The sequence below is a fragment of the Candidatus Kuenenia stuttgartiensis genome (assembly GCF_900232105.1).
Taxonomy (GTDB): domain Bacteria; phylum Planctomycetota; class Brocadiia; order Brocadiales; family Brocadiaceae; genus Kuenenia; species Kuenenia stuttgartiensis_A.
The window spans coordinates 2744288-2770235 of record NZ_LT934425.1; the positions used below are offsets into that span (position 1 = coordinate 2744288).

17 protein-coding genes and 1 pseudogene are annotated in these 25948 nt (G+C 42.5%); 4 read left to right on the top strand and 14 right to left on the bottom strand.

Annotated elements, in window-relative coordinates; all coding sequences use genetic code 11:
* Positions 1-10: 10 nt before the first annotated feature.
* The 4 genes and pseudogenes from KSMBR1_RS21085 (at position 11) to KSMBR1_RS12810 (ending at position 4123) form a co-directional block, all read left to right on the top strand.
* Positions 11-175, top strand: coding sequence for a hypothetical protein (locus tag KSMBR1_RS21085; protein ID WP_157820585.1), 165 nt, complete (start codon positions 11-13; stop codon positions 173-175).
* 20 nt (positions 176-195) lie between these two features.
* Positions 196-1041 carry a DNA damage-inducible protein D gene (gene dinD / locus KSMBR1_RS12800; protein ID WP_099325685.1) on the top strand — a complete coding sequence of 282 codons (846 nt, stop codon included), beginning with the start codon at positions 196-198 and terminating at the stop codon, positions 1039-1041.
* Positions 1038-2252 carry a restriction endonuclease subunit S gene (locus KSMBR1_RS21090; protein WP_157820586.1) on the top strand — a complete coding sequence of 405 codons (1215 nt, stop codon included), beginning with the start codon at positions 1038-1040 and terminating at the stop codon, positions 2250-2252. Before dinD ends, KSMBR1_RS21090 begins: the two co-directional genes overlap by 4 nt.
* A 263-nt stretch (positions 2253-2515) precedes the next feature.
* Positions 2516-4123: pseudogene (locus tag KSMBR1_RS12810) on the top strand (type I restriction-modification system subunit M).
* Between the two features lie 574 nt (positions 4124-4697).
* Here the strand turns inward: KSMBR1_RS12810 and KSMBR1_RS12815 are convergent.
* The 14 genes from KSMBR1_RS12815 to KSMBR1_RS12885 form a co-directional block, all read right to left on the bottom strand.
* A complete protein-coding gene (locus tag KSMBR1_RS12815) occupies positions 4698-6518 on the bottom strand; it encodes a GGDEF domain-containing protein (protein WP_164995523.1) in 1821 nt (606 codons plus the stop codon).
* Between the two features lie 703 nt (positions 6519-7221).
* The gene (locus KSMBR1_RS12825) at positions 7222-7662 is read right to left on the bottom strand and encodes a phosphate-starvation-inducible PsiE family protein (RefSeq protein ID WP_230405701.1); all 441 of its coding nucleotides are present in this window, start codon (positions 7660-7662) and stop codon (positions 7222-7224) included.
* Positions 7663-7865: 203 nt separating this feature from the next.
* A complete protein-coding gene (locus KSMBR1_RS12830) occupies positions 7866-9278 on the bottom strand; it encodes a tetratricopeptide repeat protein (RefSeq protein WP_099325689.1) in 1413 nt (470 codons plus the stop codon).
* 5 nt (positions 9279-9283) lie between these two features.
* Positions 9284-9955 carry an energy transducer TonB gene (locus KSMBR1_RS12835; RefSeq protein WP_157820588.1) on the bottom strand — a complete coding sequence of 224 codons (672 nt, stop codon included), beginning with the start codon at positions 9953-9955 and terminating at the stop codon, positions 9284-9286.
* Between the two features lie 11 nt (positions 9956-9966).
* Positions 9967-10380 (bottom strand): ExbD/TolR family protein, encoded by a 414-nt coding sequence (locus KSMBR1_RS12840; RefSeq protein WP_197705197.1) that lies wholly within the window; start codon positions 10378-10380, stop codon positions 9967-9969.
* A gap of 14 nt (positions 10381-10394) precedes the next feature.
* The gene (locus KSMBR1_RS12845) at positions 10395-11024 is read right to left on the bottom strand and encodes a MotA/TolQ/ExbB proton channel family protein (protein WP_197705198.1); all 630 of its coding nucleotides are present in this window, start codon (positions 11022-11024) and stop codon (positions 10395-10397) included.
* Positions 11025-11040: 16 nt separating this feature from the next.
* Positions 11041-12510, bottom strand: coding sequence for a MotA/TolQ/ExbB proton channel family protein (locus tag KSMBR1_RS12850; protein ID WP_099325691.1), 1470 nt, complete (start codon positions 12508-12510; stop codon positions 11041-11043).
* A gap of 17 nt (positions 12511-12527) precedes the next feature.
* Complete coding sequence (locus tag KSMBR1_RS12855) at positions 12528-13370, bottom strand: DUF3450 family protein (RefSeq protein WP_099325692.1); 843 nt, start codon at positions 13368-13370, stop codon at positions 12528-12530.
* Positions 13371-13493: 123 nt separating this feature from the next.
* Positions 13494-16544: a TonB-dependent receptor gene (locus KSMBR1_RS12860; protein WP_099325693.1), complete on the bottom strand. Its 3051-nt coding sequence runs from the start codon at positions 16542-16544 to the stop codon at positions 13494-13496.
* Positions 16545-17019: 475 nt separating this feature from the next.
* Entirely contained in the window at positions 17020-18264 is a 1245-nt protein-coding gene (locus KSMBR1_RS12865) for a hypothetical protein (RefSeq protein ID WP_157820589.1), read from the bottom strand.
* Positions 18265-18505: 241 nt separating this feature from the next.
* Positions 18506-20419, bottom strand: coding sequence for an Ig-like domain-containing protein (locus tag KSMBR1_RS12875; protein WP_157820590.1), 1914 nt, complete (start codon positions 20417-20419; stop codon positions 18506-18508).
* An 889-nt stretch (positions 20420-21308) separates the two neighbouring features.
* Positions 21309-21866: a cyclic nucleotide-binding domain-containing protein gene (locus KSMBR1_RS12880; protein ID WP_230408080.1), complete on the bottom strand. Its 558-nt coding sequence runs from the start codon at positions 21864-21866 to the stop codon at positions 21309-21311.
* Between the two features lie 907 nt (positions 21867-22773).
* A complete protein-coding gene (locus KSMBR1_RS21095; RefSeq protein ID WP_157820591.1) occupies positions 22774-22938 on the bottom strand; it encodes a hypothetical protein in 165 nt (54 codons plus the stop codon).
* Positions 22939-23183: 245 nt separating this feature from the next.
* Complete coding sequence (locus tag KSMBR1_RS12885) at positions 23184-25817, bottom strand: ATP-binding protein (protein WP_157820592.1); 2634 nt, start codon at positions 25815-25817, stop codon at positions 23184-23186.
* Between the last annotated feature and the right edge of the window lie 131 nt (positions 25818-25948).

Here is a 25948-nt window from a genome sequence, read left to right on the forward strand (position 1 = left end):
TGGAAGAGAATTGAAACACGGATGCTTCGAGAAACTCAGCGATTTAATGGAGCCGCTGGACTTAGACTGGAAAGAGCGGACAAAAAAGGAACTGGAATTGATGGAAGATTTAATACCACTATTAAAAAAACTTGCCGGCGGGTGCGAGATTGCGGGGTTGGGGGCGTATGAATAAGAAAAGAGGAGTGCGATAAAATGGAAAATGATTTGATTTACACAATGACCGCAACCTTTGAAGGGCATGCTCAAACAACAGAAAACGGGGTTGAATACTGGCTTGCGCGAGACTTGCAACAGTTGTTGGGCTATAACGAATGGCGTAACTTCCTCAATGTCATCACTAAGGCGAAAACAGCCTGTGATGTATCCGGACATGCCGTCGTCAACCATTTTGTTGATGTCAACAAAATGGTTGATCTGGGATCCGGCAGCAAGCGGGAAATCAGCGACATCATGCTTACCCGCTATGCCTGTTATCTGATTGCTCAGAACGGAGACCCGGCCAAACAGGAGATTGCCTTTGCGCAGACCTATTTTGCCATGCAGACGCGCAAAGTGGAATTAATAGAACAACGCTTGCTTGAATCAGAGCGGGTTTCAGCCCGTAAAAAGCTCTCTGCCACAGAAAAGGAATTATCGGATGTGATCTATGAACAAACAGGCGGCAATCAGAATTTTGCGCTGATTCGCAGTAAAGGTGATCATGCTTTGTTCGGAAAAACCACGCAGGCCATGAAAGCCCAATGGCGGGTTCCTGACAACAGGCCTCTGGCGGATTTTGCTCCCACGATTATTCTAAAAGCCAAGGATTTCGCAACGGAAATCACCATCCACAATGCCCGTGAAAACAAGATGAAAAATGAGTCTGAAATATCTGGCGAGCATGTGACCAACAATAGGGCAGTGCGGGACACCCTGCTGAATCGAGGCATCCGTCCGGAAAGCCTGCCACCGGCTGAAGATGACAAAAAGGTAGAGCGCCGTCTGGATACGGCTCAGAAGAAAACAATCAAAAACCCTGATAGACTGGAAGAATTATGAATCACAAAAGGCACGAAAAGCACGAAAAAAAACAATTGGTGCCAAAGCTGAGATTTCCTGAGTTTCGGGATAAGGGGGAGTGGCAAGAAAATGAACTGAAGCAGTTTTTAACAGAAAGTCGCATCTTGGGTAGCAAGGGAAATACTGCAAAGAAAATCACAGTAAAACTTTGGGGAAAAGGCGTTTTTGAGAAGAACGATGAAATCCAAGGTAGCATCAATACGCAATATTACCGAAGAACAACAGGTCAGTTCATTTATAGCAAACTTGATTTTCTCAATCAGGCATTTGGTCTTATTCCTGAACACTTAGACAGTTATGAATCCACCGTTGATCTTCCATGTTTCGATATAAGCCAAGGTATCAGTCCTGTTTTTTTGCTTGAATATGTAAAGCGAAAAGATTTTTACGAAAAACTAGGTGAAACAGCAGATGGTAGTAGAAAAGCAAGGCGAATACACGCTGATACGTTTCTATCTTTTCCTATCTTTATGCCTTCGCCTCAAGAACAACAAAAAATCGTCGATTGCCTCACCACCTTCGATGAACTCATCACCGCCGAAGCCGGGAAGCTCGAAGCCTACAAAGCCCATAAAAAAGGGCTGATGCAAAAGCTCTTCCCTGCCGAAGGGGAAACCATGCCGGAATGGCGGTTCCCTGAGTTTCGGGGTAAGGGGGAGTGGGAGCATTATGTAATTAACGATATTGCAAAGGTTACTACAGGGAATAAAGACACTCAAAATAAATTTGATGATGGAGAATATCCATTTTTTGTAAGATCACAAACTGTTGAGAGAATAAACTCTTATTCGTATGATGGCGAAGCAATATTAACTTCCGGTGATGGTGTCGGTGTTGGCAAAAATTTTCATTACATTATTGGAAAGTTTGACTTTCATCAAAGGGTTTATTGTATATATGATTTTGAAAAAACTGTTTCAGGACATTTTGTTTATCATTATTTTACTGAGCATTTTTACAAAAGAGTAATGCAATTAAGTGCTAAAAATTCCGTTGATTCAGTAAGAATGGCAATGATTACAGAAATGCCTATTAGCTTGCCAAGCAATGAAGAACAACAGAAAATTACAACTTGCCTCTCTGCCCTCGATAACCTCATCACCGCCCAGTCTAAGAAAATCGACACCCTCAAAATCCATAAAAAAGGCTTGATGCAGGGGCTTTTCCCGTCTGCTGAGGTGAATATATGAACCACGGAAAACTTGGCGCGGCCTTTGGCCGCAACCAAATTCAAAATACGAATATCGAAATACGAAACAAATTCAAATGACAAAAAACCCAATGCTCCAAACTTTACGTAATCCTCATCTAATCAATGCCTTACGGTTATGCATTTTGAAAAACGAGCATAAAAAACAAGAAGTTGATGGATAGTAGTACGGAAGGCACGGAAGAGGGAAAGAACATTCCGTGATTTCGGTGCTTTCCGTGGTTAAAAATAAGGAGTTAAACAATGAATGATACAATGCAAAAACAATTAGGTGCAACCCTCTGGAAGATTGCCGACCAACTCCGCGGCGCTATGAATGCCGATGACTTCCGCGATTATATGCTCTCTTTCCTGTTTTTACGCTACCTTTCAGACAACTATGAAGTTGCATAAAAAAAAGAGCTTGGAAAAGATTACCCGAAGCTGAAAGAAGACGACAAAAGAACGCCCCTCTCAGTCTGGTATAAAGAAAACAAGGATGATACGGCTGTATTTGAAAAGCAGATGCGCCGTAAAATCCACTATGTAATCAAGCCCGACTATCTCTGGCGCAGTATATACGAGCTGGCAAGAACCCAAAGCGATGACCTCCTTAAAATCTTGCAAGCCGGGTTTAAGCATGTTGAAAATGACTCCTTTGAGAGTACATTTCAGGGCTTATTTTCTGAAATCAACCTGGACTTTGAAAAACTTGGCAAAAACTATTCTTTCCGTAACGCAAAACTCTGTACGATTGTAACCAAAATCGCTGAAGGGCTTTCCGGGTTTTCTACCGAGAGTGATATTCTAGGCGATGCTTATGAATACTTAATCGGTCAATTTGCTTCCGGTTCAGGGAAAAAAGCCGGAGAGTTTTATACACCACAGCAAATTTCAACCATACTGTCCCGAATTGTTACATTGGATAGTCAAAATCCGAGTTCCGGTAAAAAGAAAAAACTTAAAAAAGTCCTCGATTTCACCTGTGGTTCAGGTTCACTTCTTTTAAATGTAAGGAAACAACTTGGTCCCAATAGTATCGGGCAGATATATGGGCAGGAAAAAAACATTACCACTTATAACCTTGCAAGAATGAATATGCTGCTCCATGGGTTAAAGGATTCTGAGTTTCAAATTCATCATGGAGATTCACTTCTCAACGACTGGGACATATTAAATGAAATGAACCCAGCTAAAAAGCTTGAAAGTGATGCTGTGGTTGCCAATCCTCCTTTCAGTTATCGTTGGGAACCAAACGAGGCTTTAGCCGACGATTTCAGGTTTAAAAGTTATGGCCTTGCACCTAAATCCGCAGCAGACTTCGCCTTTTTGCTTTATGGTTTTCATTTTTTAAGCGATGAAGGAACCATGACAATTATTCTGCCTCATGGTGTTCTTTTTCGCGGAGGCGTTGAAGAACGAATCCGCACAAAATTACTCAAAGATGGAAATATTGATACAGTCATAGGCTTACCGGCTAATCTTTTCTTCTCAACGGGTATTCCGGTATGTATCCTCGTACTGAAAAAATGCAAAAAGTTTGACGATGTTTTATTCGTCAATGCCAGTGAATACTTTGAAAAAGGTAAACGGCAGAATTTTCTTTCAGAAGAACACATCGATAAAATCATAGATACATATCAATACCGAAAAGAAGAAGAGCGGTATTCCCGATGCGTTTCGATGGAAGAAATAAAGAAGAACGAATACAATCTGAACATTTCGCGGTATGTGAGTACGGCAGAACAGGAAGAAGCTATTGATATCAAAAAAGTCAATAAAGACTTAGCTGAAATTGAGAAGACGATAACCAAGGCAAAGAAAACGCATAATCAGTTTCTTAAAGAACTTGGCTTAGCAGAGTTACCATGAATATAGATGTTATTCACATTGTTAAACTAAATGAAACAAATAGGGACGACTACCTTTTATTTCCCGCAAAAATAGTAGCTGCCCCTATTAGCTTAAGTGAATAAGCAATGAAATATAAGGTCTTTGTCAGGCCTAAGGAGGATTGGGGTCACCTTGACCAGTGATTATAAGTCGGCGGGTACGAGAGTAGCTACTATGAAATAAAAGGAAGCATTCCCGATTTTTTGTAACTTCAGCTTATTTTTGGTGGACGGAGTATTAACCCTGACAGGGTTTTGGAACCCTGTCAGGGTTGTCTTGAAGCATAATACAATATTGAACTACAAAAAATCGGGAATGCTCCCCAATAAACAATGGTAAAAGGTAAAATCACTAATCAAGGTGTGACTCTATTTTTCCCTTAAAAACTAAAATTGTTACGGTTTTGTTCCTTGGGATTTTGTATTTTGGAATTTGTTTCATGCTTCTTATTTCGTATTTCGTGCTTGTTTGGTGCTGGCTATGCCAGCTTAGGCGCTAAGTAAGCACAGGCATTGTTAATTTTGTAGTAATTGTATGGAAATTTCAAAGTTGCCTAATTTGCCCTTTGATTTATCAGGAAAACACTCCCTTTAACGGCTTTGGCCTTCTTTTTCATTTCAGCCGCAACCGTGCTTATTTCAAGAAGTGATTGAAATCGCGAGTTCTCTTTTGATTCAACAACTGCGAGCGATACGGACATCAACGGGAACCTGCATTTTAGATTATTCCTGTCCAGGGTTTCGATGCAGCCGTTTTTCACGTCAATCTCTGCGTACAGCTTGGGTACCATGGCGTCAAATTCACGGATAAATCTGGCGCACAAGTCTTGTGCTTCCTCCGTGTGAATAATAGCGATAAAATCGTCTCCTCCAATGTGTCCAACATAGCCGATTCTTGAAACGCTAAATATCTCCATAATCAAATATGCCGTTTTTTTGAGTACTTCGTCACCCTTGCAAAATCCATAATAGTCGTTATAGGCCTTAAAAAAATCCAGGTCAAAATACACACAGGCAAAATCCTGACCGGCTCTTATCTGTTTTTCAACAAATACCTTTATGGAATCGTTTCCAGGGAGCCCCGTCAGCGGGTTGGCCTGGCTTGCATGTTTTATTTTTAAGGTGGTCATCTTCTCAAGTAGGGCATGAACCGTGGAGACGCCATAATATTTATTGTTATTGGTAATAATAAATATATCGTATAGCATGGAAAAATCTCTAGAGAGCACCTGTTTTGCAACTGAATCAATATCCTCGCTTACATCAACGGTTAAGAACGTTGTTCCCATTAAGTATGAAACAGGACGTTTATAAAAAAGATCATAGCCGAACTTTTTACTCAACTGAGAGAAAAGGTTGGTTTTCATGACAAGCCCCGCTGGAATTCCATTATTCACAATTGGTATGCCAAGCATTTCTGGGTTCTGATTAAATGTTTCTACCAATTTTCCAATCTGCGTGTCGCAATGAAAGGCAGGTACATTCAAAGACGCTATGTTTTCAATTCTCGATTCATCAGAAAAGACTTCTCCGCCATTGGCATGCTGCTGTAAAATGATTTTGTTTTTAACGTAGCCTGAAACTAGTTGTAGTGTTGATGATGGTTTGCCGAAAAGGTAGCCTTGTCCCCAATCAATCCCAAGCATTTTTACGGTGGTAAATTCTTCAAACGTCTCTATGCCTTCCGCTACAATTTTTGAATTCAAGACTCTGTGGCACATATCTACCAGCATTTTTACAATGGCCTGCTTTTTAAATGATTTATCTATGTTTTCAACAAGAAATTTATCAATTTTCACTTTCTGTGGATTTATTTCCGATATCAGCCGCAGGCCAGCACTTCCAGACCCAAGGTCGTCTATAGCTATTGAAAACCCTTGCGATTGATAGTGTGATAACGCCTGGTGGAAAATCTGAGAGTCATTTATGAACGTCCTTTCCGTAATCTCAAGTACAACGTTGTCCATTTCAAACTCAAATTCCTCAATTAATGTCTTTGTCTTTCCTTTATCATGTTTTGAATAGGTTATACATGCCGCGTCTATGTTGATAAATAATTTAATTGGCTTTGTATTCATGCCCAATATTTTAGCGTTCATAATAGCCTTTTCCCTGCACAGCATGTCCAGGTCTTCCAACATCTCAAGTTTTTCGGCTACTTCGAACAGGAATATTGGATTTTCGAACATACTTGCTTCCGGACCTCTGCTTAATGCCTCATACGCAACGACGTTTCCCGTGGCAAGGCAAACAATGGGTTGAAATTTGGTGAAAATCAGCCCCTTCTCAATAATGTTTATGAATTCTTCTTCCAATTCTTTGCTGATACCTGATTTTTTATTTGTTTCGGAAATGAAAGCGATTGCGGCTGTCATAGCGCATACCCCCATTTTTATGAACGGCACGTTCTCGTTTCGCACCAAACTTTAGAAATACGCCTAAAACATCTATTTTTCAAAATATTTAATACGGTTTTACAGTGAAACGGCTCAACATCATAACAGCACGGACAAACTGGGTTTGTCAGTGCTGCCCTTACAATGAATTTTATTGTTCATCTTTAAAGAATCTAATTTGTTTGACTATTTATTCCTACGTTAAAAGACACACTTACCGCTGAGACATAGGGTAAGTTTTTTTAAACCTCCCAATCGCCCTAACGTATCTCCTCCCGTTCGTTAATGCATCGTTATAATCATACCTTTTAAGACAGGGCACACATTCGATGTAATTGTCATGTTGCCGCAGATTAGGCAGGGCAAAGCTTGAGTCAATGCATCGCCCCAATTCTGGCGATTGTCTGACGATCTGAAAGTTGCTCGTAAAGATTTTAAAATCCTTGTCATTCCCGCATTCAGGACAAATAAAAAACGTGTTCATTTTCATAATAGTAGCTCCTTTCCATAAATATAAAATTAAACTCTCTAAACCCTTACATTACAAATCATACCTTCGGCAAATTTCTTTTGCACAACTTGTACGACTGTGTGACCGGCTTGAAATTCCTATACTATTAAACAACTCTTATGTAAAGGCAGTATAAAGAACATGTTAATTTTATGTTAAGGTTGCTATGGGTCAGGGGTGTTTTATACCTGGAGAATATTTAACGGAAAATACCCTCATAACGCACAATACTAAGACGAGGACGGCTATCGTACCCAGTTTGTACAGATCGAATTCCTTAAACCAACACGCCATGATTTCCGTAAGCATTACAACAATGACCGTGTCTATAATATAGGTCACCTTTATGCGGCCTTCGGAAAAATACGCCATAGTGGTTTTAAATATCTCCAGTAGGGCAAGGATGGTGAGGGCGTCTATGATAATAACCCGCAGGGCGTGTTCTATGTCCAGGCTAAAGAGGAGCCGCAAATGAAACATCGTAATGACAACGCCGCCCAACATACCGGAAAGGATGACCAGGATGAGGATGCTGAGTATCCATTTTGCCAGCTTTTCATAAAATATCGAAGAATCAAATTCCAGCCATTTTCGCGGTAAATTAGTTTTCATATTCTCTAATTTCAGAATAGTTTCTACCTGCTAAATGTAAGACAGGTACAGAGGTTACACTAAAGTAGGGGCGAAGCATTTGCCCGTTTTGGGTATGAATGCATTTATGACAATTTACAGCAGATGCTTCGCCCCTACACTCAAGAATGATATTTTAAGACGAAACTATTTGTATAAGATTTCGCCGTGCTTTTGTATCAAAACTATCGTGGTTTGGCAATACGCTCCACCTGTTCCATGTACTTAAGAACGTCGTCTCGTGGTTTAAGTTGCTGCGCCTTGCGGAGCAGTGGCAGGGCTTCGTCATACTTACCCATTCCTACAAGTAACTGTGCATGGCGCACCCTGGCATCCGCCTCATATTTTTCTATATTGGCCGCCCTTTCGTAATAAAACACTGCCCTTTCAGTGTCTCCGTTACGGTTGCTATGTTGTCCAAGCAAAATCAGCGCCTCGCCATCCAGCGGGTCAAGTCCGACAATCTCCTCCAGCACGCGCGCCTCCTCGCCGCCGGAACCTTCAGCAACGGCCAGCCTTGCACGAAGTTTAAGCAGGTCTTTATTATCTTCAGTGCTGAGCTGTCCGCCATGCAAGGCCTTTATACTATCAAGCAGTTTCCTTGTTTCTTTAATCTCTCCACGAGCAGTCAACGCTTTGGCGGCACGAATGGCGCACTCAATCTTATACTGTGTACCTTTTCCCATAGCACGAATATAAGCATCTACCGCCATTTCGTATAACCCCTCATTGATATAAACGTCACCCAGCATGTTGAGGCTATCTATGGTAGATTTGCCAATGCGATCGACAAGTTCATAATTTTCAGCAGCCTTAAGCGGCTGGTTAAGCCCGATATAGGCATTTGCCTGCAGCAACCAGAAATCTGCACGGTCGGGATTGCCGGAAATCAGACTATCACAAAGCGAAACAGCCTCTGCATATCTTTCCTGTTTAAAAAGGCTGCGAGCCAGCCCCATTTTCCAGTCAATAGTGGCAGGGTCAAGCAAAACGGCCATGCGAAAAGACGATTCGGCAGAAAGGTGATTTTCCACAGATGAATATGCAAAGCCCAGCAGCCCGTATGTTAATGAATCGCTTCCGCCGAGTTCAATCACACGGGTAAGCGCAGGCAGTGCTTTTTCGAACTCGCTCATGCGCACATATATAAGGCCTAGATTGCGCCATGCACGGCGAAATTTCGGATATTTTTCCACGGCAATCTGATATATCCCTGCAGCCTGGTCAATCTTTTCCTGTTGAAATAGTATGTTAGCAAGCATAAAGTCATAAAGTGCATTCGCCTTGTCACCACGGCTCTTTTCCAGCAGGCCGGCAGCCTTGTCCATTTCACCGGAAGACATAAACCCAAGCACCTTCTGCATCCTGTCGCGTTCCTCCATAGTCACGCGCGGCTCAATTTCAGTCTCTGCCATATAGCTTTCGGCAAACCGTTTTTGGAACGACAAATCGTTCCAGATTTTCAGTTCTGATTGACTTAATCCCGAAGCACAGGCCTGCCGTTCTTCAGGGACGGTTATCCATGAAATCAAATAAAATATACCGGCGATGATAAAGATAAGCATACTATTTGTAATCTGCAAAAATAATCTTTTCATAATTACTATCCTTTCGGGAAACTGATGGGAACACGCATGCGAAACCGGACAGCCTTTCCGTTCCGTTTGCCAGGTTCAAATTTCCATTGCTTTACCGCTGCAAGCGCTGGCTTTTCAAATACAGAATCAGTAGAACGCTGCACCATGGGGTCTTCAACACGTCCGTTCTGATTAACAATAAAAAGTATGTAGACCGTTCCCGGCGCCTTTTTTCTTACCTGTTTGTCAATGACAGGCCCCGGCTGATAGACAACACGCGGCTTCTGGTCAAGATCCGCCATTGAAAACAACGCGTCAAGATTATCGTCCCCTGCGCCTGCGGCAACGGTATTTAGTTTTACGGCAAAGTCACCGGACAGCCAGCCTTCGTTTAAACCCGGATTAAGGGCCAATTCAAGCTGCGACAGGTCTAGCGGTGGTGATTCGTCCATAAGTTCGGGCGGAGGTTCTTCAGGTTCCGGCTCTTTTTCCGGTTCTTCTTCCGGAGGTGGCGGGGGTGGAGGCACATAAGCCGTATCTATATCCCGCACCGCCATATCAGCCCGGGGAGGTTTGCTTATCGTCTGCATTAGCGGCAATATTAGAAAAAAGAGAAACGTCAACCCCGCTGCGGCAGAAACAACCCTTATGTAATGAGATATATGGCCCGAAGTAGAACTCGTTTTATAATCTTTCACTCTATTTATGCTCAACTTTTAGACTGACGGGAAGCAATACTTACCTTGACGGCGCCCGCCAGCTTGGCTTCGTCAATGATACGTACCAGCAGTCCGGACTGCGCTGCGGTATCAGCCTGAATTATTACCGGAACCTCTTCCTTCTGAAGCATGCGTTTCACCAGCGGCTGTACTCCGCTGACGCCGATTTCCCTACCGCCGTAAACTACCTCTCCCTTATCTGTCAGCGCTATCAGTATGCTTGTTTTTTCCAGCCTGACAGAGGATGCAGCCTGAGGCTTATCAACCTCAACCCCTGTCTCTTCAACAAAGGTTGTTGTGACGATAAAGAAGATAAGCAGGATAAAAACACAATCAATCAGCGGCGACATATCTATCCCTGTATCACTGTTGTCCTCCGCCGCTAAATCACGTAAACGTCCCATAAAGTTCCTTCCTGTTAAAATGGTTTCGCAAGTTTTTTATAAAGTTTCTGTGTAAAAATTGTTTCCAGATGGGCAAGGAAGCTTTTGTACCTTTCGTATTGACGCGACAGGTGATACTGAAAAAAAAGGCCTGGCAGCGCCAACACCAATCCGGTTTCAGTCGTAATCAATGCCTCCGAAATCCCTTGTGCAACAAGCCCCATAGTTTTTTCACCGCCTGACCCTGTAGCAAGGGCGCTAAATGTCGTAAGCATACCGGTTACCGTCCCAAGAAGACCTAAAAGCGGTGATACGCCTATACATATTCTCATAACGAGCAAATCCCTTCCTAACGGGGCAATCTCCGTTGTATGGAGTTCCTGAAACAGAACGATCGCATGTTTTATCGAATTGCCGCCTGCAACAAAATCGAGCAGCGCTCCGATATGCCCTTTTCTTTCTTCAGGATGATTTATCCAGCGGCTCCATATCTTTTCAGGAACGCGGCGAAAGCCCTTTTCGTTCAGTTTAAAGTGCATATGCGCTCCAAGTCCAAACAGTACCAGGGCGTTTGCCGCAAGGGCAATCATGCTCCATCCTCCGGAAAGCCATAAGGATAATGCCTGTTCCCATAGGGTTTTTAAATGTTCGGTCAGTACATTCATTGTATATACCTTTTTATCAATTATCACTCATTGCTAAATAACTATCTTCTTCTTTCATTTTAACGCGTTCATAAGGTGTCTTATTCACCTGATTGATAAAGGCAGCAGCGGCTTTTTGCATCTGATCAACAACACTGCGCGCCTTGCGTGAAAGAAAGGCATGCAGCAGCAATGACGGAATTGCCACAATCAAGCCAAATTTGGTGGTAATCAGAGCCTCTGAAATACCGCCGGAAAGGGTTTTAACGTCTCCCGAACCAAATACGGTAATCAGTTTAAAGGTGTTTATAATGCCGGTTACCGTCCCCAACAGTCCAAGCAAAGGAGCTGAAGATGCACTGATGGCAATGAATGGCAACAGGCTCTGAAGTTTCAGGCGTGTGGCAAGTATCGTTTCGTACATGACCTCTTCAATCAGTTCGCTTTTTTCTTTAACATGTTCAACTCCGGCTGAGAGCATTTTGCCGACAGGCCCTTTGATGGCTTCAGCCGCCTGCATGGCTGCGTTTTTATCGTGCCTCGCAATGGCGTTGATAAATACACCTATATCTTTTGAAGGCGGATTGCGTAAAAAGGCTAAACCAATGAATTTGTAAATTGCCATTAAAAGCGCAGCCCCCGCCAGTGCAAAAATGGGAACCATGACCACCCCTCCCTTGCGTATATGCTCCCAAAATGTTTCTTTGGTAGCTTCAATTTTGTGAGCATTGCCAAGTGTCGGATCGATCGGAAAATATCCACGGGAATTTGATACAACCTGTGCCGCCGCAACGGCGTCGCTGTTACTTGCAAAGCCGATAATTGAGGGTTCAAGCGAGCCGAGGCGCTGTTCCGCAGTGCCTACATTATTTCCATCTTTTGAGCGAAAAATCGCAACCGGCCCGACGAGAGCAAAATCACCGTGTCTTACCAATCCGTCGGTATCAACCGCCTCGCCTTCAAAACATAAACCGCCAAGCGCATCTTCGAGACGTGTTATAGATACAGAAACTAATGCCGCCTGCGCCTTAAATACCTCATCTTTGGAGAGATTGTTGTTTTCGGCAGCAAGCCTGGCTTTTTCAATTATTTCCCCATAGCGCTGGATTTCTGCGATGTGCAGCCTTGTTTCAAAATTTCTTACGTATTCTCCCATCAGGTTGGAAAGATACGTAGCCTCCTCATGGCGCGATTTAATTTCATTTCTCAGGTTGCTAAGGTCAAGCGTATGGCTGTCAAGCATACGTGAAGTCTTTTGATAATCCATACGTACCCGGACGAGTTCACTTTCAAGGTCGTTAAGCTTGCGGTTAAGCGGGATTTTTTCATCTGCTATCAATTCACGTAGGGCGCTGAGTTCCGCCAGGCCTTCCTCAAGCTGCCCCTGCACCATTACTTCAGCACGGGCAAAGGAGCCTTCAACATTCTTTTGCTTATCATCAGCAAATGCATACCCCCAAAAAATAGTAAGCAGCATTACAATACCGATACAATTAATTGTCTTCATAATACCCTCATTTCCGTTTATTGAATTTCTATTGGCAATTGCACAAATGCCGCTGCGGTTTCATTTTTCAAAATTGCTATCGCTTTGGCAATAGCAGCGGCATGTTCATTGGCAGGCCTCCAAATCCAGCCGTCTTGTGAAGCAATCCCTAATCCTGCCTTGTCGCAATTACCGTTAACAAAATATGATTGGCCTATTCCAATATAAAGAGATGTCGCTTCAACATGGTTTCCGTCCGGCAGACCATGCACTTCACTTACAACGGATATCTCTCCGTTAAATTTATTTACTTCGTTTAGTATTCCTATGATATTCTGAAATCGTTCTCCCAAAGATAGTTTTGTATCTTCCTGGTTTTCTGAAAGCCTCTGGCTGAGCGGTTTCACACGTCCTCTAATAGGGTCGGGCAGTTTTTTCAAGAGTTCCTTTGTTCTGGTTTCAAGTTCTATCACGGTAGCGCTTAAAGTTGTAGATGCTTTTTTAAGTTTTTCATTTTCTTCAAACATTTCCGCCCTCTTTTTATCCGCTTCCGTTATACTTGCTTCGATCTCACTGTTTTTTTTACGCACGGTCTCAATTTCGCGTCCCAGCAGTTCTATCCGCTCAGAAAGCATTTCCTTCGCAAGCTCAAATTCCAGTTTCTCTTTTGAAATAATGCGACGGGTTTCAACCCATTTTTCAAGGGCTGCCCGTGCGCTATCCACACTGCCGTTAGCCGTTTCGAATGGTATTGTTATAAAGGCAAACATGAAAAAAGCAATGAGCAGCAATGCGACTGTGGGTGGCCGGCAACGCATTTTCACTAATACACCGCCAATGGTTTTTATTCTCCGGCATTTATATATTTTTTTGTTTTTCATAATTTATTCGTCCTCTTTTAATAAAATACTGGTATTTTTGTAATTTTTTAAGCAAACAAACATTGCCATTTCCATGCATTTAATGTAGAGACGCATGCAGTGCGTCTCTGCTAAAATAATGTCTTACCATGTACCGCTTATATAAATTGAAAAATCTATCCCCTTCGTATAGGAGGTTCTGACCTCGTCATTTCCTAAATAACCCGGCGGCCTATATACCTCTTCAATTTCAGGGTTAAGCAGGTTTTTCGCCTTAAACGTTATGTTAAAGTGTTTCCCGATATTTTTTGAAGCGCTGAAATTAAGCGTGCCGTATTCCGTTGCATAGACGTCCGGCACATAGTTTCCGTTTACATTTCCCGCACCGGCCACCAGCGTATCTCCTTTCACCGTATAAAAAAGCCCTATTTGCGTACCAATGCGTTCAATATCATACATTGTGTAAATATTGTACAGATATTCAGGCGCATTCATCATATTGCGGCTGGTCGTTTCCACCCCGGCATCGGCAAGCCGTGTTCGTTCGCTCTCAGGAAGCGTCACTTCCGAGTCAATAAACGTTGCGTTGCCTCCTATCGAAATACCCTTCAGCACATCCCAGAAATAGCCCAGATGCTGTCGTGTCTCTACTTCAAAACCGGTCAATTTCCCTTCAGGAAAATTCAGCGGGGTCGTAAATGAAAAAGCGTTCACCAGATCCTGCACGTATTCAATGGGGTCTTCTATGTCTTTATGGAACCAGGAGACTGATACCAAGCCGCCATTATAGGGAGTATAGTCGAGCCGCAGGTCGTAATTTTTTAGTGCACTCATTTGCAGTGCATTATTTCCGATAAAAACATCGTCACCCAGAAATTCCTGCTGTTGAATCGGAGTAAGTTCCTTAAAAGTCGGACGCGCCACGGTTTCACTAAATGAACCGCGCAATGTGATCTTGCTAAAGGGTCTCAATACAAATCCGAGTGAAGGCAACACATCATCCTGACAATACGCGACGTCCGCATCTCCAGGAAGCAGGTCAACGTATAGACGATTCCCGTTTTCATCGGTAGTAACCCATTTAGCGTCTTTTTCAGGGTCATTTATTACGTTCAGTTTCGTTGTTTCATAGCGTGCTCCGCCAATCACATTGAGGAATGAGCAGAGGGGTAAGTCCGCCATGTAGTACCATGCCGAAATCTTCTGTTCTCCCTCGTAGTCGACATCAACAAAGGGAGGGCCGTCTTTCATTGTAGGGCCGCCCAAGTCAAGGAATTCGTCGCTATAAGAATAGTCATCCCATGATCCTTCATACGTTGGAATAGCGCTATCCCCCGTTAGCCGGTAATTGCCATATGAATCCTGATCATACTTACGATCTACCTTATCCGTGAAAAGCCCTAATTTCACATATCCTTTATCTCCGCTCCATTGCTCAAAAGGGAATTTCAGATTTAAAAAATACTGGTTACTTTTTTCTGAAATATCGGTCCATGTCCGTGATGCATTTCCCAGCAGGAAGTTTGCAGCAGGCGTGTATGGGCCATAATAAGCGGGTTTGTATTCCGGATCGATTCCATAAACCGGAGACCCTTCATCATACGATTCTGCATACCATGCAGAACCAAATTGCCGTTTGTCAGGTTCATTAAGACCTGAAAAACTCATGGCAACTGTCCAGTCGATTTTAGGAGAGAGTATTGTAAAGAAATCATTAATGCCCGCTTCAGAGAACGGCACGGTATGATCTCCTGTAAATTGTAGTGTATCGGTCTCCCTTTCCGTATATTTTAACGTTTCAGTTCTGAGGTAGGGGGCTGCAAACCTATTGTCCGGGTCATTCCCCAGCCCTTTCGGGTCGTTTGGGTCATATCCGGGGAAATAGTATGCCTTGCCCCTGGTATCTTCAGCAAGAATCGACTTGTCCTCCGTAACCTGGGTATGCATATGAAGCGCTTGCAGCGAATGGTTTTTTATTTCCATCCCAATTGCGCTTAAAACACCCCATTGCACTTCTTCAGATGACTCCGTGACATCAAATAGAGAGGTTTTAAAATCTTCTCCAACAGCGGGTATGGGTGGATCGGGTGGGGAGTCGGGGTTTCCATACTGCGGAGTCAGCCCATCGCCCCTGTATTTGCTGTCAACCCACAAAGCATCATCGATACCATTGTCGAAATGCGAACTGTCCTTCTTATAATAGGAACTGACAAGCCCCCCTACGCTGATGCCCTTCCCCAATTCAATTCTTCCCCCGGCGGCCATCGACATTGAATAATCAATTGGCGCTTCGTCTCCGATAACTCCCATTGAACCGGTAAATACACCGTCCGAAGGGATATCCCTGCTTTTCTTGTCTATCCCCCAGAAATTCACTCCTCCACCCTTGTAGGTGAGGAAATTATCGTTACCTGCCGCCTGCGTGTTATATTCATATCCAGTTTTAAATCTGATTACATTTTTATCAGGAATACCTTTCAGCACCACATTCACAGCGCCACCGGATGCATCGCCCTGTTGATCCGGTGTAAATGTTTTGCTTACCTGAATGCTTTCTATTACTTCCGTAGGAAATTGGTCCAACTGTACGGCACGTTTATCCGGGTCCGCGGTAGGCAGCCGCACGCCGTTCATTTGTGAACTGACATATCTGTCCGGCAGCCCTCGCACGACAGCAAATTTGCCGTCTTGCACCGTAGCGCCCGATACAAGACTCAATGCACTTGCCGCATCAGTCACTCCTGCCTGACGTAGCCATTCTGAACTAATGGAATCCAGAAGTGCCGGGCTTTCAGCACGAAGCTCCATAAGGCCCGCCTCTGTATCTCCTGTACGAATATCCTCAACAATAAACTCTTCCATATCCGTAAACTCTCCCGACAATGAAACTTCAACTTCCGTCATCTTCCCTGGAGAAACCACCACATTTGCCTGCACCTGACGGGTATAACCGCTTTTCGAAAAGATAAGCGTATAGCTGCCTGGAGCTACATGGTCAAACAAATATATTCCTTCGTCTGTAGCAATTATCTTATCTCCCGTTTCTGCAATAGTAACCTGTACAGTAGCCAATGGCGCATCAAACTCCTTGTCATACACAATCCCACGAATTGAGCCTTTCTGTTGAGCGAAAGCAACACCTGCAAATAATAATGACAAGATGATGCTTAAACAGCCACTCCGTTTATTCGTCATTTTTAAACAAATCTACCTTTTCTGCCAGAATTCAAACTAATCATTTTATAGGAGCATTCCTGATTTTTTGTAACAGTTTAGATTTTTGGAAAAACAAAAATGCTCGTTCCCAAGCTCCGGCTTGGGAACGTAATTGCGTTGGGAGCTCTAGCTTCCATTTAGCAAGTAAGCGAAGCTTTGCGTATTATTCGGTTCAAAAGAGGTCTCCAAATATCTTGGGTAACATACTGAAAAGCCTCCAAGCTGACATCATGGGTTCATTCCCTTTTCCATTCGAAGCTGGAGCTTCTCAAACAATCCCGTTCCCAAATCGGAGCTTGGGAACGAGCGGTTTTTTTCATAGGACTAAAGTGTTACAATCTTTTGTAAAAAAACAAAATGTGTGAAGATATACAAAAAATCGGGAATGCACCCCATTTTATTTGCATAAGTACGTTTTATATTTATAGGGTTAAGAAATAATTTATTATTTTATTCACCAGGGATCGCCAAGTCCCTCTTTAATACCGCGTATTCTGCCCCACAATTCAACATCAGGCTCTACACCATGCAGCGCCATAGATAAACAGGCGGCAGATAAATCTTCTGCCCGTGGTCTGGAATTGGGATTTTCAACGCCTTCCTGAATCGCCATCGCATATATTTGAAGCGCTTCCTCTGTGTTACCCATTGCCTGATACGCTTCGGCTAATGGCAGCAACGCTCCTGCCCGGTAGATAGTAATTATTTTTTCTTTCTGCAAATTATAAAAATTAAGGATATCGCCGGCATCTGCCATTGCTTTTTGCCTGTCACCTGCCAAATAACGCAGCCTGGATACCCTGGACATAAGTGAAACATAATGTTCAGGCCGCCATTGTGCTGAATCAATAATCGATTGCGTTTCATTTACCAATTCAAGCGTCTTCGGCTGGTCGGCATGGTCCAGCGCAAATCCTGCCAGTCCCATAAGTAGATCAATGCGCTTAAATACCGGAAGTACTTCCCATGATGCTTTAAGCTTCTCTTCCGCCAGCATACGCCACCCCTTGTTTTCATAAAATCTGTTAAATAATTTAGCGCAAGCCTCCAATGCATTTACGATTGCGTCATAATTTCCAGATTCAATCCATGCATCCAGCGCATCCATTTGTTTCTCAAAATGATCTTCACTGGCAATCATCGCCCGAACGCCAGCAACTTTTCCGGACGCAGCATTTTCTACTCCCGATGCATATTGTGCAGACTTCTCTGTTTCACCAAGCAGCAGGTAAGCATTAGCAATTTTCACTTTTATATGTACTTTGCGCCATTCTTCGGCAGAGGAAGAGACCTGATCTGCAAGGTCAATGTACTGCATCGCTTCGTCAGTGTAACCATTTTTAGCGCAATAAAATGCAACATCACCGTAACCGGAACCGCGGCGCCAGTTGTCAATATGTTCAATAAAACCAATAGCGAGGAAAGGCTGATTCAGCTCAAGACAAGCCGCCGCCGCTTTTTCCTGCATGCGCGACCTATCTTTAATATGTGGCTTAACAGGAATTGCTGACGACGTTTCAAACGCAAGGACAAGCAATTCTCTTTGGTAAGCAGCCAGGGGTTGGTCCTTTAGCGTCTCTACCAAAAGTGTTGTATGCTGTTCTGCAGCGTTGTCGGTATCGTACCTGCCGCAGCCCAACGTAAATGAGAATAGCAGGAAAACAATCCTTAAGAGGATATATCTTGATCGTATTGTCATTTTATATTAATGGTTTTAAGAAAAAGGGTTCGATGTCCGTTAGCCGGACGTATATCCAGAAAAGTGCGGTAAATACCTTTGTCATTTGCGTCATTAGTTACTCGCCTTATGTAAAACAGGGGAAAACGGACAAAAATAATCTGTCAGCGCCTCCCATTCCTTATGCAACACGAACAACTCTGTGCGGGTTCAGGTTACAAACCTGAACCCACCACAGTATTTAATCCACAACCGTACTTGTTTATTTCTTCACCTTGACCTTCAGTTTTTCTTTCAGGCTGTCTGATTGAAAGGTAATCACCGCTTTACCTTTTTTCTTAGCAGTAACGGTAAATACAGCCTCACCGTTTTCATCTGTCTCTTCACTGTTTGACGATATACTTACACGTTTTTTACCTGCACGATTTAGCTTCGTTTTAACCGTATTGCCTTCTACGGCATTTCCGTCTTCGTCTGCCAACGTTATGGCCACATCAGCGCTATCACCCTTATTCAGGGTTAGGCTAGACGGCGATACCGTTATCGATTTTACCGGGTTTACGTCAGGATTTTCGTCGTCATCGGAAACGATCATTCCGTATGCGTACGCAGCAGTCCAGCCCTGCATCCAATTATCATCCGCACTGAAAGCGCCGCGAAATTGAACAGGTGTGAAAAACCCGTCATTAGGTGCAGTACCCGCACTAACAAGGGCGTCATTAGCGGCACGTGGGTCTACAGATTTTACAGGAAGGACGCCTTTGCCTTCTGAGGAAGTAAAACTTGTACCACGGGTTAAGCTAACAATAGGCATATCCTTATCATCGGTACCGGTAACCACCACGTTGTTCTTTCCGGAATTACTGCCGCCGTTAGTTGTTACGCCGACTGTGTCAGCGTCCGTATATGCATCCGCATGAAGGTTCCTGAAGAACACACTGTCTGTAATTTCTGCAAGTTTACCTGACGTCTGGGCTGTATAAAGCTTACTGGCGTTATTGAAAGCAGCGGAAGGACATCCGCCACAATCATTCACAGTGGAAGTAACTGTGTAATCTGTCGTCCACGTATTCTCCCATGACAATGTGCCGTTATATCCATAGCCATTAGCGCCGTCACCATCATCATTGTCGGCTTTTACAAGTTTTTCTCCCAGATCCATAAATATGCAGTTTCGAAACTGCACCCGGGCGTTGTCACGCCATGCGGTTCCATGGTCACCATCAAGTGGATTGCCAATAACTGTGGCATTATAAATTACGGATGTAGTAACTGGCTGAGCGTCAGAATCTTCAGCGCCATCCATTTCAAAACAGTTGTCGCCTACACCGGAACCTTGTTTTGCATCGACGCTGTAGCCCTGAACAACAAAAAGAAACTGTGCTTTACCGCGCCAGCCCTGGTCAACGTCAAAACTGTCGTCACCAACGTTCCAGATGCTGACGTATTTCAGATTAACCGTACCGCCCCAGATTTCAATACCATCATCCACATTGTTCATAATCTCAACATGATCGATATCGGTTTCACGCCCGATACCGCCCAGCGATAAACCGTTGAGCTCATTACCAAGGCCAATCACTCTCCCTGCATATCGTAAGGACAAATAGCTGATGGAACCGCTGTCATCATTGTCATCTGCGCCGCCATACAATGAGTAATTAGCATCCGTAAGGCCTTCCATTTGCGCCTCATTTAGCCCTGAAGGATCTTTAGTGTTACTACCCACCTGAAGACCTTTGGAGTGGGAAGCGGATATTACTCCTTCACCCATAATAGTCAGATTCCCCCACTCATTTGCGCCTTCACGCCATGTGCCGGTTTTGGGGTCGCCGCCGCTGGGGTGGCTGGAATCTTTTTCCCATGTAGCCACATCGTCGGTAGAGGTCATTATTACCGGGTTGTCTTCTGTGCCGTTTACGAAGATTTTTGCGCCGCGTGCTACCGCCAGACTGCCTCCAGCGTCTGTAGTGCTGGCAATGACTGTCCCTGCCTCTATCGTAAGACTAGCGCCAGGCAAAACAAAGATTTGGCCTTCTAACCGGTATACGTTGTCAGCAGTCCATGTAGTAGAAGTATCAATATTTTTTGACACTTTTACTGTGGCGGCGCTGGCAGCACTTGTAAAGAAAAGTGTTGTCAACGCTGTCAATACGATCTTTCTCATATTCTTCACGATATATTTCTCCTTTAAATCATAGTTTTATTAATTACTGTTTAGCGCATCAGTATAGCTCCATTATTTTCATACGATTTTCTGTTTCATTCGTGCCTCCTTTCATTATTTTATTATTCGTTTTTGTTCATTTAATATTTAAGTCCACCGATGGCCTGATTTATTGAGCGCCAATCTGCATGAAGCGGATTGTGAGCATCACATACGTGAAAATGTAACTTTTATTTATTAAGAGAATATGAAGGATTTGTTAATTTTGTGTTAAGATTGAAAACGGGATGGATGGGATACAATTACAAAAGGGGTAGCCGTGATTTACCCATCTGTGATTTGTTGTTTACATATTTCATAATAATGTAGCCATTTAAACAATCCGTACATTTGAATCTTTGTCGTACGGAGTTTTTACGAACGGGGGGCATTCCCGATTTTTTGTAACCGTTTATTGGGCCAGGACGACATAACGCTGACAGGGTTCAGAACCCTGTCAGCGTTAACACTACGGCAATATTTCATTAAAACATGGCGGAAGTCTCAAAAAATCAGGAATGCACCCTTATGAACGGGCACACTTCTTTAGTTGGTAACAATTTAGCTTTTTGAAAATCCAATATATAAAAAACAATATAACCCCGTTAGGGGTGGTCTGTTTGTAGCTCAATAAAATTCAATAGGGTAAATAGCTCCATAGGAGCGGCCTGTGTATGATTCATAGATAAACAGGCCGCTCCTGACGGAGCTAGTACCTCTTCATCCTTATCTTGCTACAAACAGTTCGCTCCTATGGAGCTTATAGATAATACGTTTTTCGAAAACTAAATTGTTACTTTAGTTGTTATTTTATTTCACCTTTACCTTGCTATACGTTATAACACGTGCCTTATTTTATTTAACTATAATGGGACATTAATTTTGTCTGCTTCTCTTCTATCTGACAGGTAAGCTTGTTAAGGCATTCAACCGCCCTATTGTGCCGCTTTGCAATGGCACTCACCATGTCTTTCACAAATTCCGGAAGTTTTTCGAGTTCCATTTCCAGTGTTTTTGCCGCAGTCATTTTTGTTTCATGGTCTTGCAGTATCTGGAATAAAACAACCAGCCGGCTGTAGATTTCAGCAATAATTGTGAGATTTTTATCCATTGCATACAGATTAGCCTGTACGTCCTTTGGTAATTCATGAAAAAACCTCATAAAGGAATCTCTTCCGATCATTTCCACCATAACGTCACCTTCTGCAACAACGGAAGTAGTTCTCCTTGGTTCTCCGAGAAAACCCGTTTCCCCAAAAATATCCCCTTTGTTTAATGTGCCGATAACCACTTGCCTTCCATCAACTTTTTTCATCATCCTTGCCTTCCCCTCCCTAAGCACAAAAGCAAAGTATGCCCATGTGTCCTCCTCCATAATAAATTCACCGTCTTTTACTTTCTCTATTCTTGAGTACATTTTTTCCACTATCTGCCTCCTTTCTGTTTTAATGTTTTTTAGCCATCACGGTACAAAAATATATAAAGCGCTGGTTGTACATAACGATTTAGTTTTCTCAATATTTTTTCAATGCGGGATTATTCAAGTGTGCCTGGCATATATTTCCACAAAATGTTTTCCGTATTGCAAACTTTCGTTTGCCGGTTTGAGCTGACGAGTGGGATTTCGCAATTTATCAATCAACAATATAAGCAACGTACTATGTAATTTCTAAAAAGCATAGTACACGGTAAATATTAAGGGAGTATTAAGGAAATGTTAATATTGTATTAAACCGCAAGGGGATAATAAGCAGATTTTGTAACGCTTTAGTTTTTTGAGAAATTCCAATAATAGCGGTGTTTGCAGCATAGTGTAGGGGCGAGGCATTTGCTATAAATGGTTCCAGGCGGGTTCAGGTTTGTAACCTGAATCGATGCGTTTATGCGGATAATGGGGCCATGTACTGAGGTAAAACTCCAATGCCTAAATAACAAAATCCGTAACACTTTAGTCTTTTAGAAAACTCCAACAACAATCATTTGTAGTGCGACGAGGTTAGTCGTACTACAAATGATTATTTCCAGTTTCAAAAGACTAAAGTGTTGCCAAAATCCCTGTTTGGAATTTTGAATTTATTTGTCATTTCCTCTGTCAATAGAAGGTGTGATTGAAAGTATAAAACGTTTGGTTCAGGTTACAAATCTGAACCCGTAGAGAGGTAGTATAAAGAAATATAGAAAGGGAATATAGGGCCACACCTTGATTTATGATTATAGAGATAAAATTGCTATGCGCGTAACAAAGATTAAATAACTAATCAAGGTGTAGCTACAAATTAACCTGCAAATTAACCTGACAAAAGCAAAAGGGGACATTGTAGATATTAGCCAGCCTTGTCACCTTTATATTTCCTGAAATTATTTATAAGACTTGAAAATGAATCCGGTTTATATTTCTTGAAATCCTCCTCATCAACAAATACATAATCAAAGCGTGCTTTCTTTTGTGAAGCGTTGATATCTTCGCACCATTTTTTTAAACGAGCCATTTTCAGGAGAACATCCGGGTCTTCAATTTAGTTTTTTGAAAAAAAATCGCAACTATTCAGGCACACGTGTAAATGAATGTAACCACAGATTTCACAGATTAAAAAAATCGTAAATTTCCGGCGAGTTCAGATTACAAACCTGAACCCGCGAATAAAAGTCTTCTCTATCAAGAAGGGATAAGGGGTGTGTTATAAATTACGCGGAATAGTTACAAAAAATCTACCTATAGTATTCGCAGTTCAACCTACACCGTATTATTAAATACACGCTGTACAGAAGATAATACCTCTTCCAGTTCGTAAGGACTTGTTATAATGAAGTCAAATGCTAATAGTTGCCCGTTCTTGTATTTTTCTTTAATATCAGGAATCCCGGCGAGGATGCCAATCTTTGGTTTCTTTTCCACTGTTTCTATAAACTTTATGATATCCCACACAGAGACGTCAGGTAATCCGATATCACAGAGCATAAGGTCAAAGCACTCTTTTGATAACAAATCGATGGCCTTACGTCCCTCGTTAACATATTGAACGATATATCCATTATCAGAAAGAAGGTTTTCCAGAATTTTGCCAATAGCCAGTTCATCTTCTACCAAAAGGATACGATACTTACTCTTTCTTTTTTTACCGGCGTCGTCTTTCGATGAAGGCTGTGGTGGTAACTCTTCTGCCGTTGCAGGGAATTTCAGGGTAAAAGTACTGCCTTTCCCAGGCTGGCTCTGCACTTCTATTGTTCCCCCGTGCCGTTTGACAATACCATACACGACGCTCATTCCCAGTCCCATCCCCTTTTTCTTAGTAGTAAAAAAAGGATCAAATATCTTTGCCTTTACTTCATCAGTCATGCCTGTTCCAGTGTCGGCGATACTGAGAAAAACATAGCCTTCTTTTTCCCATGTGGAAAGTGAAATAGTTCCTCCTTCAGGCATTGCGTCCAGCGCATTCAGGAAAATATTTAATACTACCTCCCTTAATTCCGGGGAATTGCCCTTTATATTCGGCACGTTCTTAAGGCAATCCGTATTCAATTGATATTTTAAGCCTTTACCTTCGGCAATGTTCTTCCACAATGGCTTGGTAAAAACTATTATATTATTGACTAAGCTGTTCATATTAACCTGGATCATTTTCCGGGGGTCGACAGACGTGCTGGTAAACTCTTTCATTCTGCGAACGACTTCAGCGCCGTCTATGCATTGTTCGCGAATAATAGAAAGCGCTTGCAGCAATTTTATCCTGCCCTTGCTTTCTTTTATCAATAGTTGGATATTTGCGTCAATGACTGCGAGGATGTTATTTAATTCATGCGCAATGCCGGAGGCCATCACACCCAACCCTTGCAGTTTTTGCGCATGGAGAAGTTCTGTTTCCATCTTCTTTAAATCGGTTATATCGGTAGAAATACTTCCGATTGCATACATAATGCCGTCAGCCTTGAATATGGGAAATTTGACGGAAATAAAGGTGTGTTGCCCGGTATCGGAGTCCACTTGTATTTTATATTGTACCGGTTGTTTCGTTTCAAAAACCTTTTTATCGTGTATTACAATTTCATCTGCTGCTTTTCGGGGAAGGATATCATGTACGGTCTTTCCTGCAACTTCCTCTGTTTTTTTATGGATAAAATTTTCATATTCTTTGTTAATCAGAAGGTAGCGACCATTCATGTCAATTATTGATATGAGGGCAGTGGTGTTGTTGATGATTGAACGATATTTTAGCTCGCTTTTAACCAGTTCAGACATGGTATGGCTGCTATACTGTATTTCTCTCTCAATGGTATCTGCCATACTATTGAAGCTGTTTGCAAGCTCTCCTAATTCGTCATTTCTGCGCAGAGAAACCCTTCCTTTAAAATTCCCCGCAGAAAATGACTTTGTAGCGGCTTTTAATTTTTGAATAGGCCTTGAAATTGATGCGGCGAATAGCGTCCCTGTGCAAGATACAAGTAAACAAACGGAAACGCCTAAAACCAAAGATATGATTCCCAACGTTTTTAAAGAGGCAAACAACTCTGCCTTATCGGTTTCAGCCAGTAATATCCACTGACAATCAGGAATGTCAATTGAAACCCCAACAACCTGTCTTTCCCTGTAATCAGTATAAATCCCTACCATCTCCTGTGATGATTCCAGTATTTTGCGAACCGGTTCGGTATCCACTTTCTGCTGCAATGGCGCATCTTTAACAAATCGTGATTCCGTAATCATAATCTTGTCTCTGTTTACAAGATAAACCTCCCCGGTATCTCCAATATTCCTGTAATCAGTGAAGATTTCATTTATTGCCGATACATCAAAGCAGGCAATAAGATATCCTAACGGTTCTTTACGGGAGATTCCAAGATGGTGTATGGGGGATATTATATGAAAACCTTTCATCCCGCACAAAGAGCAGAAATGGAGAGGATAAAGGTATACCTTTTTCTGTGTAAAATCCATGTTGGTTAAAAGTTTTTCTTCCGTGTAGATATTTTTTCCGGCCATTTTTTCATCTGTTGATACAATAACGTTATATTCAGTATCTACTATATGAATACCTAACATGTGAGTATCTATGGGCAACTTGGCGGTTTTTAAGTACTTAGTTAATGATTGTATGATAGTGCTGCGGTATTCCCCATGCGTTATTTTTTCGAGACTTTCTCTTATATATCCGTCGCTGCAGAAATCAATTACCCTGTTCTCTTTCGAAGCAATGCACAAGAGTAAATAATTTTTTTTTGCTTTTGCAAGTGCTGTGAATCTGTTTATTTCACGGTCACGGATTTCCGTTCTGAGATACAGATAATACATCGTTGTAATGAGGGCAATTGGTATGAGTGCGGCGCAAAGCCCGAATAGCAATATTTTCCATTTTATGTTAAATGATTTCACTTTTTTTTCCTCCCTTCTGCAAAAAAAACGTAACACTTTAGTCTTTTGAAAAATTCCGATAATAGCGATGTTTGCCGCATAGTGCAGGGACGAAGCATTTGCTATAAATTGCCATAAATACGTTCATACCC